Genomic DNA, 14,324 nt, shown 5'->3' on the forward strand with positions numbered 1-14,324 from the left:
GTCTAGCTCTCGGCCATGTCCTTGGGATCGGTGAGGGCGGCAAGGTAGCCTTCCACCTCCTCGGGCGCCATGGCGGGCGCGGACTCCTGCGCTGTGCCGGGAGGCATGTCGCCGAAGTAGAACTGGAAGCCCGGGATGAACTGCCGCCGCTTGCGGAGCGGCATGCCCGCGTAGGGAAAGACGTCGGAGCGCGCATTGGCGGCCTCGTCATGGCAGGGCAGGATCACGTCGGCGCGCTTGTCGAGTTCCTCCACCGATTTCCAGCCCTCGTAGCTGTTCACGAAACGCGCGGGCACCCAGTACCGCCAGCCCTCCGCCGCGCAGGGCTCAAGGTTGCGTTCCTGGAAGATGGCATCCCCCGCCAGCACGATATCGCCCGCGGCGGTGGCGACCGTGACGGCCATGTGACCCACGGAATGGCCGGGCGTATGAAACATCGTGATGCCGGGGAGGACCTCGCATTCGTCTTCCACGGCCTCGAAAACGCAGCCGGCATAGGCGGGCTCGATCCCGAGATAGCCGCTCTCATAGGTGCGGTAATAGAGGGGCAGGGGGTTGTAGGCCATTTCGATCTCGGCCTTCGGCGCGATGTAGCGCGCGTTCTTGAAGAGCTTCATGTTCTGCACGTGGTCCCAGTGCAGATGGGTGAAGACGATGGCGTCGATCTCGTCTGGGTGGACGCCGAGCTTCTGCTCAAGGTGCTCGTGGACCTGCAGGCAGCCGCGCTTCTGACATTTGTGGTGATACTTCGTCGCGCGCTCCTCGTCGCAGAGCCCGGTATCCACGAGGATCTTCATCTCCCCGGTGTCGACGTAGTGGCAGTAGACCGGGTTCCAGAACTTCTTGCCCGCCGGACCCTTCCAGAAGGTGTAGGTGCCAAGATCGGCTTCGAGCCACCCGGTATTGATTGGATAAATCTTGGTCTCCTGGACACCCATGTCGTCCTCTCCCGTGGCGTGACTCACTTTTGCATACAGAATTACGTTTCAGCATGCGAACGCAAGCGCTTTCTCGGGGGCTCAGGGCGTGTTGGCGGCGAGTGTCTGGAGGAAAGAGGCTGTCATATGGGCGCGCATGCCGTCAGAGGCGGCCTTCGAATCCTCGGAGAAGATGCTCTGGATCAGGTCGAGATGGCTTTCCGCGGAGGCCACGAGATCGCCTTCGGTTCCGAACTTCTTGGCCCGGAAGGGGCCGGTCCGGTGGCGGAATTCCGCGGCGATCCCCGCGAGGTAGGGGTTGCCGGTGGCGCGGTAGATGGCGTCGTGAAAAGCCTCGTTGGCCTTCAGGTAGGCCTCCCGATCACCCTCCTTGGCGGCGGCGATGCAGGCGGCCTGGGCTGCTTCGATCTCGGCGCGGCTCAACAAAGTCAGCCTTTGGGAGGCTACGCGTGCGCATGCGGCTTCGATTTCATGCATGGCTTCAAAGATTTGCGCGAGTTCTTCGCGATTGTACTGCGCGACGCGCACGCCGCGCTTCTCGCCGGGCACGAGGATCCCCTGCGCCGTCAACCGGGTCAGGACCTCGCGGATGGGCGTCCGGGACACGCCGAACCGCTCTGACAGGGACACCTCATCCAGCCGCTCCCCGGGAGAGAGGGCGCCCGCGGCGATATCGTCTCTAAGGGCTGCTTCTATGCGCTGGGTGCTTGTTCCCTTGGCTGCGGTATCTGGCATTTCGTCCTCGTTCTTCTGGGAGATCGATACCATCCGAAGGCCATCTTGGCAATTTTGGATATTTACTTGGTATTTTGCATACACAATACTCGCGGGAACGGATTGGGAGAATCGATGCCCGCGATACAGTTGCAAAGCTTGGTCAAGCGGTACGGCTCCGTCGAGGTGCTGCACGGCATCGACCTCGACATGGCGGAGAACGAGTTCACCGTGCTTGTCGGGCCGTCGGGCTGCGGCAAGTCCACGACCCTACGGATGCTGGCCGGCCTAGAGAGTGTCTCGGACGGCGACATTCTGATGGGCAACAAATCGGTGAAGGCGCTCGATCCCAAGGACCGCGACATCGCGATGGTGTTCCAGGATTACGCGCTCTACCCGCACATGAACGTGGCGCGGAACATGTCTTTTTCGCTGCGCCTGCAGAAGCGTCCGCAGGCCGAGATCGACAAGAAGGTGCGCGAGACAGCCGAGATCCTCGGCCTGTCGCCCTTCCTCGACCGCAAGCCCGGGGAGCTCTCGGGCGGCCAGCGTCAGCGCGTGGCCATGGGGCGCGCGCTTTGCCGCGATGCGGGGACATTCCTTTTCGACGAGCCGCTCTCGAACCTCGACGCCAAGCTTCGCGGGCAGATGCGCGCGGAGCTCGCGCTCATGAGCCAGCGCGTCCAGAAGAACATGATCTACGTCACCCACGACCAGATCGAGGCGATGACACTCGCGGACCGGATCGTGGTCATGCATGGCGGGCACATTCAACAGCAGGGCACGCCGGAGGAGCTCTTCAAGGCGCCCTCCAACAAGTTCGTGGCGGGCTTCCTCGGCTCGCCGCCGATGAACTTTCTTGATGCCGAGCTCATCGACGAGGGCGGTCTCAAGGCACGAGGCGACGGCTTTTCCATCGCGCTGCCCGAGGCGCTGGCGCAGCGCGCCGCTGCGCAGGCAGCAGGGAAGGTCGTGCTGGGCATCCGCCCCTCGGATCTCGAATTTAACGACGCCGCGCCCGAGGACGGCGCCCTCGATCTGCGCGTCGTCGTCTCTGAATACGTGGGCGCACAATCCGTCCTCATCTGTGATTGCGGCGGGGCCCGCGTCACGGTGGAGGTGAAATCGGAGACCCCCATCGCCCTCGGAAAGACTTTGCGTTTCGCGGTGCGCGCCGAAGGGCTGCACCTATTCGACGCTCAATCAGAACAGGCGCTCTGACGCCTGACCTGCAGCATTAGGGAGGAATGAAATGCTGAAATTACTCAAGACAACGACACTCCTCACGGGGCTCGTTGCCGGTGGGGCCGTCTTCGCGGACGGTCATGCGGGCAATCCCTACGCGGCCTACGAGGGCACGACGCTCATCGTGAACTTCCCCGCGCACCCGCATTACAATGCGGTGATGGAGGTGCTGCCGGAATTCACGGCGCAGACGGGCATCGAGGTCGAGGTGGACATGCTGCCCTATCTCGACATGCGCGAGCGGCAGACGCTCGAACTGGCGCTCGACGAAGGCGCCTATGACCTGATTTCCTACGTGGTCTTCTCGAAGGCCGACTACGTCTTTGCCGATCAGATCGAGAACCTCGCGCGCTACTTCATGAACCCGGCGCTGGCCGATCCGAACTACGACCCCGAAGACCTGATCGACGGCTACGTCCAGAACATCGGCGTCGCCGGCGGTGAGAAGGGCTATCTGCCCGGTCCCACGGGATCTCTCTTTGGCATCCCCTACGGCTCCGAGACGTCCGTTCTCTACTACCGCACGGACATCTTCGAGAAGCACGGCCTCGAAGTGCCCGAGACCTATGACGAGCTCCTGACGCTGGCCTGCCAGATCCCCGAGCTCGAGCCCGGCATGGGCGGCGTTGCGTCGCGCGCGGCCTCCGGTCACCAGGCGAGCCACGCGTTCCTCCTCCACCTCGCGCCGCTCGGCGGACGTGTCTTCGACGAGGCATGGAATCCGATCATCAACAACGCGGCGGGCGTGGAAGCGGCCGAGGCGCTGAAAACCATCGTGGATTGCGGGCCCGAGGGCTCCTCGGCCTTCGGTCCGGCGGAAGCGGCCAATGCCTTTGCCCAAGGTCAGGCGGCCATGTTCCTCGACTCTATCGCCTTCGCTGCGACCTTCGAGGATGAGAGCCGCTCCACCGTGGCCGGCAATGTGGGCTGGGCAGCGCATCCCGTGGGTGTTCGCGCGGCCAGCCAGACCGGCGGCTTCGGTATCGCGATCCCGTCGAATGCCGAGAACAAGGAAGCGGCCTTCCTGCTCATGCAGTGGCTGACCTCGAAGGAGGGCGACCTCATGACGGCGATGGCCGGCGGCAACCCCTCGCGCTTCTCGACCTATGCGAATGCCGAGCTCAACGAGCGGTATCCGTGGTCGGCCACCTTCGGCGAAGCGCTCGCCGATGCCGATCCGGACTGGCGCCCGATCATCCCCGCCTGGGGCCGGATCAACGCCGATATCGGCACGACGATGAGCCAGGTGCTCACCGACGATCTCGACATCCAGGAAGCGCTGGATGGCGTGGCCGAGCGCACCCGCGCCCTCATGGAAGAGGAAGGCTACTACATCTGGCAGTAGGCCCTGTGTGACCTTCCTGCCAAGGACCCGCGCCGTTCCTCTCAGGGCGCGGGTCACCCTCTTTCTCTGCATCCATGATCTCCGCGAAAGGCGCTGACGCATGGCTCGTCCCACCGCCCCCGTCCTGAGACCCTCCTTCCGCGACAGGCTCGCCGAGCGGATGGGCAGCGCGACGCCTTACATGTTCATCGCGCCCGCCGCACTTGTCATGATCATCGCGCTTTTCTACCCGATCCTCTTTATGGTCTGGGGCAGCTTCCGAGACTGGGACCCGAGCCAGAACATCTCCGAGACGGAGTTCGTGGGACTCGCCAACTACGCCAAGCTCCTCGTGGACCCGGCCTTTCACACGAGCTTCTGGGTGACGCTCGTCTTTGCCTTCACGGTCGTGGCGGTGGAGATGGTGCTCGGCGTCGGCCTCGCGCTTCTTCTTGATCGCAACATCCGCGGCATGTCGGTGCTGCGCACGATGTTCATCCTGCCGATGATGATCGCGCCCGTCGTGGTGGGCCTCGTCTGGCGCTACATGTTTCACCAGACCTATGGCACCTTCAACCGCGCGCTCGAGGCAGTGGGGCTGCCCGCGGTCAATTGGCTGGGGCAGAACCCGCTTCTGAGCGTCATCATCGCCGATATTTGGCAGTGGACGCCCTTCATCTTCATCCTGTCCCTCGCGGCGCTGCAATCGCTGCCGCGTTCGGCGCTCGAGGCCGCGCGCATCGACGGCGCCACGGGCTGGCAGCAGGTCATCCACATCAAGCTGCCGCTCATGATGCCGGTGCTGATCGTGACGATGCTCTTGCGCCTCATCGATGCCTTCAAGGTGCTCGAGGTGATCCTCGTCCTTACCGGGGGTGGCCCTGGCCTCTCGACGGAGATCCTCGCATTGCGCATCGCCCGCACCGCCCGCGAGTTCCGCGAGCTGGGGGAGGCCGCAGCCATGTCGAACTACCTCCTCATGCTCCTCATGGTGCTCACGCTCGGCATGTTCGCCTTCACCCGCTGGCAGGAGGCGCGCGCCCGCCGCCTGCGCTTTGCCGCCGAGGAGGAGGGCTGATGGCCGACAACACCTACGACCGCCAGAACCCGGCCTATTACGCGCTGATCTTCGTTTTGATCTTCATGTCGGTGGGGCCGGTGGTGCTGCTCCTCACGAACTCCCTCAAGCTCGATGTCGATATCACCAGCGGGGCAGGCGGCCTCCTTTTCATGCCCACCATCCAGAATTACGAGACCGCGCTCTGCGATATCCTCTGGTACGAGCCCGATCACCTGCGCTTCTGCCAGATCCGCTTCGGCGGGGCGTTCATCAACTCGCTCATCATCGGGCTCGTCTCCACGGTTCTCACGCTCGTCTTCGGTTGCATGGCCGCCTACGCGCTGGTGCGGTTCAAGTTCATGGGCCGCGACACGCTCTCGCTCTCGACGCTCGCCGTGCGGATGATCCCGCCCGCCGTGCTTCTCGTCCCGGTCTTCGGGCTATGGAACAACGCGTTCTGCCTCGACAATGATTATGGCCTCGGCATGTGGATCCGCGATACGTTCGGCGGGCGCGGCGATGTGTGCCTCGCGGGCACGCATTCGGGCATAATCCTGATCTACGTCGCGATGAACCTGCCCTTCGTGATCTGGATACTGCAGAGCTTCATCGTGCAGGTCCCACGCTCCCTTGAGGAGGCCGCGCGGGTCGACGGGGCAGGGCCCTTCCAGACCTTCTTCATCGTAGTGCTCCCGCTCATCAAGCCGGGCCTCGCGGCGGCCTCGATCTTCACCTTCCGCATCGCGTGGAACGAATACCTCCTCGCCTCCGCGCTTGCGGATCGGGACACGATGACCGTGCCGATCCTCATCGTGAACAACGCGAGCGAGTTCGACGGGCTGGGCACGATCTTTGCCACGGGCATGCTGCTCGCGATCCCGCCCATCCTCTTCACGCTTTTCGCCTCGCGCCAGATCATCACCGGCATGACAGCGGGTGCCGTGAAGGGATGAAGCCGCCGCGCCTCATACCCGGTGAGGCGCCGCGCCCGGAGACGAGCAAGGCCCAGGTCCTCCTCCTCGCCACTTTCGCGACGAAGGAGGAGGAGCTGCGTTACTTCCAGGAGCGGCTCGATTTTCACGGGGTGACGTGGTCGGTCTTCGACATCTCGCTTTTTACCGAGGGCACTGTCCTCAGCGGCCCGGGAAAGCTCGAGGCGATGGACCGCGCCGTGGAAAAGGCCATCGCGGGGTTGACCCGCGCGCTGGAGGAGCCTGCCCACGCGGTCGTGGGCCTCGGCGGCGGCACGGGCGGCGAGATCATCCTGCGCGCCATGCGCGCGCTCCCCATCACCTTTCCAAAGCTGCTCGTGACCACGCTGCCCTTCGACCCGCGCGTGGCCATCGCTGACAATTCCATCGTCCTCGTGCCCACGCTCGTCGACATGTGCGGGCTTAACGCGACGCTCCGCGAGGTGCTCGAAAACGCCGCGGCCATGACGGCGGGGCTCTGCGCCACCCGCCGCCGCGCGGCGGCCTGCGTCGCCAAGCCCTCGGTCGCCGTGACCGGGCTCGGTGCCACAGACGGGGCCGTGGCGCCCCTCGTCGCGCGCATCCGCGCCCACCGTCACGAGGCCACCGTCTTTCACGCCAACGGCTATGGCGGCGCGGCGTTTGCGCGGTTTGCCGAGCGGGGCGCGTTTCACACCATTATCGATCTCACCCCCCATGAACTCACCCGGATCAAGGTGAACGGCGCCCATGTGGACATGCCCAAGCGGTTCAGTGCGGGGGGCGATGTCCCGCGCGTGACGCTGCCGGGCGCGCTCAATTTCGTGGGCCTCGGGGAAAAGCGCCTTGTGCCGCCGCGCTATCTCGAGCGGCCGCATTACGAGCATTCGGGCATGTTCACCCATGCCCAGCTCACCCATGGCGAGATGTACGAAGTGGCCACCGCGCTCGCGAAATCGCTGAGCGCGCTTTCCGCGCCGCAGACGCTCATCGTGCCCATGGGTGGCTTTTCGCACCATGATCGCCCGGGCGGGGCCATCGAAGACGCCGAGCTTCGCGAGACCTTCCTCAGCGCGGTGAAGGCCAAGCTTTCGCCGCAGGTCACGCTCAAAGTCATGAAAGAGCACATCTTTGCGCCCGCGGTGACGGACGCTATCTGCGCCGCCCTTCCCCAGACCTTCGCCAAGGACCCGACCCATGTTTGACGCCGCCGATCTCACCGAAAAGAAAGACGCGCTCATCGCCTCTGCGCGGCGATGCTTCGACCTCGGATTGCAGACCAATGCGGGCGGCAATCTCTCGATCCGGCTGGCCTCGCGCGACTCCATCGTCATCAAGCCCTCGGGCGTGGGTTTTGCCGAGTGCACGCGCGACAACCTTCAGGTCGTGCATCTCGACGGCACCATTGAGCCTTCGGATCTCAAGCCGTCGAAGGACCTCGATTTTCACCTCGACCTCTACCGCATCCGCGACGACATCAACGCCATCGTCCATTGCCACAGCCCCTGGGCCACAGGCTATGCCAGCGCGGGGATCGAGATCCCTTGCCTCACGGTCCAGACCATCGAGAAGATCGGGCGCATGCCGCTCATCCCGCTGTCGCCCAATGGCGGGCCGCAGACCGAGGTGGAGATCAGCCCGGTCTTCAAGGATCCGAGCATCCGCGCCGCCGTCCTCGCCAATCACGGCACCATCGGCGTCGGCAAGACCCTCATGGCCGCGCAATACCTTGCCGAGATCATCGAGGAGACCGCGCAGATCGCCTATGTCCGCGACACGCTCCTGGCGAGCCATGGGAAGACGACGGCGGACCTGCCGAGTTATGGCACCGCCGCGGAGGCGCGCTCGGCCCTGGCGAATTCTGCCTGACATCGTCTCGCGGCTTCGCCCGGGCCGCGGCAGGGGACGCAAGCGCTAGATGCTCTGTCCGTTTTCGTCGAAGAAGGTCAGCCGCTCTTCATCGAAGACGAGGCCCACCGTCTCTCCCGCGGAGAGCCCGGTATCCCCTGTCGTTCGCACTGTGATCTGGCCGAGTTCACCGCAATCGACGACGAGGAAGCTGTCCGCGCCGAGATATTCCACGAGTTCGATCGTCCCATCGCATTGGCCCTCGCCCGCCGCGCCGAGGCGGATGTGTTCCGGCCGGATCCCCAGCTGCGCGGCGGCGCGATCCCCCGGATACGCGCCGCCCCGCGCCCCTGCGAGGCGGTAGCTGCCGGAGCCCGTCTCGCAAGGAAGGATGTTCATCTTGGGGCTGCCGATGAACTGGGCCACGAAGAGGTTCGCCGGACGCTCGTAGAGCTCGCGCGGAGTGCCGACCTGCGCGATCTTGCCGAATTCGAGCACCACGATCCGATCCGCCAGCGTCATCGCCTCGACCTGGTCATGCGTCACGTAGATCATCGTCGCCCCGAGCCGCTGGTGCAGCTTGGCGATCTCGTAGCGCATCTCCACGCGCAGCGCGGCATCGAGATTGGAGAGCGGCTCATCGAAGAGAAACGCCGTGGGCGCCCGCACGATGCAGCGCCCGATGGCCACGCGTTGCCGCTGCCCGCCCGAGAGATCCTTCGGGCGCCGGTCGAGGTAATCGTTGAGCTTGAGGACGTCGGCGGCCTCGCCAACTTTGCGGGCGATCTCTTCCTTGGGCGCGCCCGCGGTCCTGAGCGGAAATCCCATGTTCTCGCGGACCGTCATGTGCGGGTAGAGGGCGTAGGACTGGAAGACCATGGCGAGCCCCCGCTTCGAGGGCGGCTCCGCCGTCGCGTTGCGGCCATCGACGGTGAGCGTGCCGCGGCTGATATCCTCGAGGCCCCCGATCATGCGCAGGAGAGTGGACTTCCCGCATCCCGAGGGACCCACGAACACCACGAATTCGCCGTCGCGGATGGTGAGATCCACGCCCTTGATGACCTGGGCCTCACCGAACCATTTCTCGACCGTCTCGAGTGAAATCGCGCCCATGACCTAGCTCCGTTTGGCCGTCGGGCTGGCCCACGCCAGCCAGATCGCAGCCGTCCATGTAAAATGATCGCCGCCGCAGGGGGTGGCATCCATGGGGTCGAAATACTCGAAAAAGCCCCCCGCTGTGATGAGATCCACCGTCTCCTGGCGCAGGCGCTCCTCCTCCGCGTGCCGGCCCATATCGGCAAAGCCCATCGCGATGAGGGAATTGACGACAGGCCATGTCGGCCCCCGCCAGTAGCGGCGCGGGTTGAAGTTCCCCGCCGCGGGATCGTTCGAGGGGATGCCGAAGCGCACGCCATCCCACACCGCCTTGAGCCGCACCTCCATCTCGGGGCGCTCGACGCCGGCGAGCCAGGCCAGGAATGCGCCGGAGCCGAGGCATCCGGCAAACGCGCCGGTGCGGAGGTCGCGCGCGTCATAGGCCTCGATCTCCGAGTTCCAGATGGTGGGGAGGGCCGCCACCATCTCATCGGCCCAGGCGTCGAGTTCGCCGGGATCCTCGCTCAGGATGCGCGCGATCTCCGCCAGGTCGCGATGCGCGCGGATGAGGATGAAGGTCATGGCGGGGTCGGCCATGAGGAACGGGCCGTTCTTCACGATCTCCCCCTGGTCCCAGTCGCAGGCGCGCCCGAATTGCAGGATCGCGAGGTAGCGGTCGTAATCCTCCTTCGAAGGCCGCATGGAGGCATCGACATGGCCGGTATCGCGGCGTCTGTAGTCGCCCACGCCCGAGCCGTCGACGTTGGCCATGCCCGGATCCCAGTCGGCGCAGTTGTCGCGGCCGGATTCCCAAGGATGCGTCACCGCGGCCACGCCCGACGGGCAGCGGTGGGCGCGCCACCAGCGATGGGAGGCCAAGAGCTTGGGCCAGAGGGCCCGCAGCCGCGCCTCCCCCGCGCCGGGATCGGCTTCGTAGATCTTGCGCGCGAGGATCGCCGCCACTGGCGGCTGGCTGATGCCGGAAGTGGCGGGCTCCCGGTGGGTGCCCCAGACATCCGGGCCGGGGAAGTATCCCGGATCGGGCTTCCAGAAGACGATATGGGGCACCATGCCGGTCTCCCATTGCGCCGAGAAAAGCTTTTCGAGCTCGGTCCATGCCCGCTCGATATCGAAGGTCGCAAAGCCCCAGGCAGCGAAGGCGCTGTCCCAGTTCCATTGGTAGGGGTAAAGGCCCCGCGTCGGGATCGTGTAGCCGCCGCGGTCGTTTTCCCTGAGTATGGTGCGGGCCTGTTCGTCGAGATCCATGGCTTTATCCTTTCACGCCGCCGGCGGTCATGCCCTTGGTGAGGAACCGCTCGAGTCCCAGGAAGATCGCCATGATCGGGACGGTGGCGATGACCGAGCCCGCCATCAGGTGCTGGCGCGGAATTTCCGAGGAATTGAGGCTCGCGATGCCGCGCGTGAGCGTGAACTTGGACGGGTCGTCGAGCAGCATGAAGGCCAGCAGGAACTCGTTCCACGCGATCATAAAGACATAGAGCGCCACCGAGGCCAGCGCGGGGAGCGAGAGCGGCAGCGTGATCTTCCAGATCACCTGCAGGCGGTTGAGCCCGTCCATGAGCCCGGCTTCCTCGATCTCGTGGGGCAGGTCGCGGAAATAGCCCTGCAGCATGTAGAGGGCCACGGGGATCGTCGTGACCGGGTAGATGAGGACGATGCCGATGATCGTGTTGCGCAGCCCGGTCATGGAAAAGGCGATGTAGATCGGTAAGGCGAGCACGATCATCGGCACCATGTAGATCAGCAGGATCGACCGGGACATGATCGCCTGCCCATTGAAGCGCAGCCGCGCGATGGCATAGGCGCCGGGGATCGAGAAGAGCAGCGTGATCAGCACCGTCAGCACCGAGACATAGAACGAGGTCCAGAGGTAGCTGCCAAAGTTGAACTGGGTGAGCAGCTCGCGGTAGCTCCGGAAGAGCTCCCAGCCGAGGCTGAGGTCGATTGAGAAATCAAGAGGGTTTTGAATGAGTTCCGACTGGTTCTTCAAGCTCGTCATGACCATTACGTAGAAGGGGATCAGCACGATCGCGACAAAGAAGATGTAGCCCGAGCCGGTGAGGAACCGCAGCACCGCGGCCTCGAATTCGTGCCGTGTGAGCGCGCCGCGGGGCATGTCCCCGATGATGCTCACCATGGTGCGCGCGAAGACGATGCCCAGAAGAGCGCCGCCCATGAGCGCGGGCACGAACGGGGCCTCGGCGACCATGGGCCCGAGCCCCCCGAGGATGGCCGCCACGACCGCAGCGGCGCCGATCCAGGATCCCGGCCCCCGGAGAAGCCCCTGCAGCACACCGAGGCCGAGCACCGCGCCCCAGACGAGCGACAGGAGGATCGACGGGCGGAAAGCCTCTCCGGTGGTGAATGACATCGCCACCGCCACCGTCGTCGACAGGATGACCATCCAGAGCGCGCCCAGGATCGGCGCAGAGACGAGGCCGTGATGGAACGCCCTCACAGCCCTTCCTCCCGGCTCAGGAACCGAAAGAAGACGAAGCTGAAGATGATGAGGCAGCCGAAGATGACCACGGCCACCGCCGCGCCCGCACCGATATTCGAAATCGCGAAGGCCTGCTCGTAGACGTTCACGGTGAGCGTCCGGGTGCCGGCGTTGCCGCCGGTCAAAAGGAAGATGTCGTCGAACTTGTTGAAGGTCCAGATGAAGCGCAGCAGGAACAGGACCGACAGGATGCCCATCAATTGCGGGATCGAGAGAAACCAGAACTGCTGGAACGGGCTCGCGCCATCCATCTGGGCCGCCTCGTACATGTCTTCCGGGATCGACTGCATCCGCGCGAGGATGAAGAGGAAGCAGAGCGGGAAGTAGCCCCACATGGCAAAGACCGTCACCATGATCAGCGCGAAGGGGCGCTGGCCGAAGAAATTGATGCTGCTTTCGGTGACCCCCATCTGGATCAGGAGCGCGTTCACGCTGCCCGAGAAGGGATCGAAGAGGATGATCCACGTGAATGCGACCGCGATGATCGGTGCCACGTAGGGAAAGAGGAAGAGCCCCCGGAGGATGCCCTGTCCTTTGAACTGCCGGTCGAGGAGCAGCGCCGCTAAGAGCCCGAGGACGATCGCGCCGATGGTCCCGAAGAGGGTGTAGAAGAGCGTGACCCCCAGCACGCCCCAGAATTCATCCCCGTCGAAGACATCGGTGAAGTTCTCGGTCGTGAAGGTCGTGTTGAAGAGGATGTTGTCGGCGGTCCCGGAGACCTCCGGCTCGCTGCCCTCGGCGGCGTCCTCGGCAGCGTCGGCGTCGGGGGCCGAGACCGGGATGATGAGCCGCTCGTTATAGCCGCCCTCCATGGTCTCGAGGCGGCAGGTGATGACGCGCTCGGCGATCGCGCATTCGGGCGGCAGGTCCCCGGCGATCTCGATGCCCTCGGGCAGGGTGTCCGTGAGCACCACGTCGGTGATGACGTCGTCCTGGCTCGAGTTGCGCAGCCGGTATTCGATCCGCATGTCCGCGCCGTTCCCGCGGAGCGCCTCGCGCACCACCGGCGCGGTTGGTCTGAGATCGGAGAGGCCCACCGGCTTCACGCTGATCCAGAAGATCGCGAGGAGCGGAAGGATCACGACGAGTGAAACGCTGATCAGCGTGGGCGCGAGGAGCCCATAAGCAAGGCGCGCCTCGCGCTTGGCAAGCTGTGTGCGCCCTTTCGGCGGTGCGGGTGATGTTGCGGCTTTCATGGGGTGCCGCCCTTTTCACAGCGAAGGATGGTACCCGGGCGCCCATCGAGCGCCCGGGCCATTCCGGGAAGGGGCTATTCGATCGCGCCCAGTTCCTCGTTCATGGCGGCCACGGCCGCCGAGGCATCGATGTCGCCGTCGATGAACTGGCGCACGATGCGGTTAACGGCCTGGCTGTTGATCATGCGGCTGGCCAGCGCGAGCTGCCCGTCGGCCACGCCCCAGCGCTGCGCCACGTCGAGGCCGCCCACGATCTCTTCGATCATGGAGGCCTCATAGAGATCCCCGAGGGGGGCCCGGCGATCGATGCCCACGTCGAGCTGCGCCCAGGCATCGGCGAAGGCCGTGGGATTGTCGGCGGTGCCGTTCCGCACGGGGAACTTGCCTTCCGGCGCGATGGCGAGCGTCTCCGTGTAGCCGTCGGACATCGAGAACTCGACGAACTGCATGGCCAGATCGGTGTCCGCGTCAGCGGTGATGCCGAAATACCGGATATCGGCCCATGCCGCGCCGTCCGGGTTCGAGGGGCCCGAGAAGTTCGTGACGATCCCCGTCCGGCTGGCCAGCTCGGAGGACGTCGGATCATCGTTGATCGTCGGCGGCGCGCTGTCGCGCAGGCCCGCAAGCTCGTCCAGGATGAAGGGCGACCAGATGATCATCGCCGCGTCGCCCGCAAAGTAAAGCGAGCGCGACTGATCCCAGTAGAGCTCGCCCGGGGGCGATGCCTCGGCGATGGCCTTGTAGAACTCGAGTACCTCCGTCGTGGCGGCTTCATCGAGCGCCTGGAACCCGTCGGGCCCGACCGGTGACACGCCATTGGCCAGGAACACGTGCTCGAGGACCTGGCTCATGAAGTTCTCGTCGACCTTCGTCGCGGCCACGAAGCCGTACATCTCCGGCGGATTGTGGAGTGCGTCCACGGCCGCAAGCACGTTGGCATAGCTGGTGGGGGGCTCGAGGCCCGCTTCCTCGAAGAGGTCCGCTCGGTAGACGAGCATTTGCGTCCAGCCGTCCACCGGAACGGACGCGTATCCGCCCTCGTAGGCGGCCATCTCGAGCGCGCCGGGCGCGAAGGTGCCGCTTCCCAGGGCTTCGACGACATCCGAGGCGGCGTCGGTGTCGAGGATGCCCGCCTCTGCCCAGGGCAGCGCGTATTGCAGCGTGTGGTAGATGACATCCGGCAGGTCACCTGCCGCGAAGGCTGCCGTGGCACGCGTGCCGAGATCGCTTTCGGTCACCGGAATGACCTCGACGGACGTGCCCGTGGCCGCCTCGAACTGAGCAGCGAGGGCCTCTTGCCGTGCCAGGCGTTCAGGCTGTTCTTCGGTGGTCCAAAAGCGGATCGTGTCTGCGTTTGCAGCGAATGCCGGCAGGGCCAAGGCAAGCGCTGCGCCCGCTTCTAAAAAGCGACGGATCATTGTTTTCCTCCCAGT

13 protein-coding genes are annotated in these 14,324 nt (G+C 65.0%); 6 read left to right on the forward strand and 7 right to left on the reverse strand.

Features of this window, described 5'->3' with window-relative positions; translation table 11 throughout:
• Positions 1 to 2: 2 nt before the first annotated feature.
• Both AAFM92_02035 and AAFM92_02040 read right to left on the reverse strand, forming a co-directional pair.
• On the reverse strand, positions 3 to 938 hold the full coding sequence (locus AAFM92_02035; GenBank protein ID MEL7299139.1) for an N-acyl homoserine lactonase family protein: 936 nt from the start codon (positions 936 to 938) through the stop codon (positions 3 to 5).
• An 81-nt stretch (positions 939 to 1,019) separates the two neighbouring features.
• The gene (locus AAFM92_02040; GenBank protein ID MEL7299140.1) at positions 1,020 to 1,706 is read right to left on the reverse strand and encodes a GntR family transcriptional regulator; all 687 of its coding nucleotides are present in this window, start codon (positions 1,704 to 1,706) and stop codon (positions 1,020 to 1,022) included.
• An 81-nt stretch (positions 1,707 to 1,787) separates the two neighbouring features.
• Here AAFM92_02040 and ugpC point away from each other — a divergent pair, with 81 nt between their 5' ends.
• From ugpC to AAFM92_02070, 6 genes are all read left to right on the forward strand, one after another.
• Complete coding sequence (gene ugpC, locus AAFM92_02045; GenBank protein ID MEL7299141.1) at positions 1,788 to 2,873, forward strand: sn-glycerol-3-phosphate ABC transporter ATP-binding protein UgpC; 1,086 nt, start codon at positions 1,788 to 1,790, stop codon at positions 2,871 to 2,873.
• 31 nt (positions 2,874 to 2,904) lie between these two features.
• Complete coding sequence (locus AAFM92_02050) at positions 2,905 to 4,242, forward strand: extracellular solute-binding protein (GenBank protein ID MEL7299142.1); 1,338 nt, start codon at positions 2,905 to 2,907, stop codon at positions 4,240 to 4,242.
• 181 nt (positions 4,243 to 4,423) lie between these two features.
• Entirely contained in the window at positions 4,424 to 5,299 is an 876-nt protein-coding gene (locus tag AAFM92_02055) for a sugar ABC transporter permease (GenBank protein ID MEL7299143.1), read from the forward strand.
• Positions 5,299 to 6,234, forward strand: a complete 936-nt coding sequence (locus tag AAFM92_02060) for a carbohydrate ABC transporter permease (protein ID MEL7299144.1) — start codon at positions 5,299 to 5,301, stop codon at positions 6,232 to 6,234. Before AAFM92_02055 ends, AAFM92_02060 begins: the two co-directional genes overlap by 1 nt.
• A complete protein-coding gene (locus AAFM92_02065; protein MEL7299145.1) occupies positions 6,231 to 7,436 on the forward strand; it encodes a Tm-1-like ATP-binding domain-containing protein in 1,206 nt (401 codons plus the stop codon). Before AAFM92_02060 ends, AAFM92_02065 begins: the two co-directional genes overlap by 4 nt.
• Positions 7,429 to 8,100 (forward strand): class II aldolase/adducin family protein, encoded by a 672-nt coding sequence (locus AAFM92_02070; protein ID MEL7299146.1) that lies wholly within the window; start codon positions 7,429 to 7,431, stop codon positions 8,098 to 8,100. Before AAFM92_02065 ends, AAFM92_02070 begins: the two co-directional genes overlap by 8 nt.
• Positions 8,101 to 8,145: 45 nt before the next feature.
• Here AAFM92_02070 and AAFM92_02075 read toward each other — a convergent pair whose 3' ends face one another.
• The 5 genes from AAFM92_02075 to AAFM92_02095 all read right to left on the reverse strand — a co-directional run bounded on the left by AAFM92_02075 (position 8,146) and on the right by AAFM92_02095 (position 14,309).
• Complete coding sequence (locus AAFM92_02075; protein ID MEL7299147.1) at positions 8,146 to 9,192, reverse strand: ABC transporter ATP-binding protein; 1,047 nt, start codon at positions 9,190 to 9,192, stop codon at positions 8,146 to 8,148.
• A 3-nt stretch (positions 9,193 to 9,195) separates the two neighbouring features.
• Positions 9,196 to 10,440: a hypothetical protein gene (locus tag AAFM92_02080; GenBank protein ID MEL7299148.1), complete on the reverse strand. Its 1,245-nt coding sequence runs from the start codon at positions 10,438 to 10,440 to the stop codon at positions 9,196 to 9,198.
• A 4-nt stretch (positions 10,441 to 10,444) separates the two neighbouring features.
• A complete protein-coding gene (locus AAFM92_02085; protein ID MEL7299149.1) occupies positions 10,445 to 11,653 on the reverse strand; it encodes a carbohydrate ABC transporter permease in 1,209 nt (402 codons plus the stop codon).
• A complete protein-coding gene (locus AAFM92_02090; protein ID MEL7299150.1) occupies positions 11,650 to 12,891 on the reverse strand; it encodes a sugar ABC transporter permease in 1,242 nt (413 codons plus the stop codon). Before AAFM92_02090 ends, AAFM92_02085 begins: the two co-directional genes overlap by 4 nt.
• Positions 12,892 to 12,965: 74 nt before the next feature.
• Positions 12,966 to 14,309, reverse strand: coding sequence for an extracellular solute-binding protein (locus tag AAFM92_02095; protein MEL7299151.1), 1,344 nt, complete (start codon positions 14,307 to 14,309; stop codon positions 12,966 to 12,968).
• Positions 14,310 to 14,324 lie beyond the last annotated feature (15 nt).

The sequence above is a fragment of the Pseudomonadota bacterium genome, from assembly GCA_038533575.1.
In the GTDB taxonomy this organism is placed as follows: domain Bacteria; phylum Pseudomonadota; class Alphaproteobacteria; order Rhodobacterales; family Rhodobacteraceae; genus Shimia_B.